Source organism: Parachitinimonas caeni, assembly GCF_030129945.1.
Classification (GTDB): Bacteria; Pseudomonadota; Gammaproteobacteria; order Burkholderiales; family Chitinimonadaceae; genus Parachitinimonas; species Parachitinimonas caeni.
Genome location: NZ_JARRAF010000278.1, coordinates 1 through 255 on the forward strand (window position 1 = coordinate 1; position 255 = coordinate 255).

Here is a 255-nt window from a genome sequence, read left to right on the forward strand (position 1 = left end):
GCAGCCGGAACTGGTAGGGTTGATCGCCCCAGTAGGCCCGCATCGTCAGATCGTACCGGCCCGGCTCCAGCCAGCGGGCTTCGCGCCACCGGCCGTCGGCACCGCTGATCAAGGGGCGGCCGTTGGCATCGTGCAGCATCACGTCCAGATTGCTGGCAAAGCCGCTGCCATCGCCCAGGGCGCCTTGCCGGTCGAGCAGCCACAGGCCGGCCTGCTTGATCTCGATCGGGAAGTGGGCCGTCTCGCCATTGCGGA

General features: G+C 68.6%; 1 protein-coding gene. It reads right to left on the reverse strand.

Annotation, left to right across the window (positions count from 1 at the left end; genetic code table 11):
* Nucleotides 1-255: hypothetical protein (locus tag PZA18_RS24685; RefSeq protein WP_284103526.1), on the reverse strand; the 255-nt coding region annotated here is incomplete at both ends.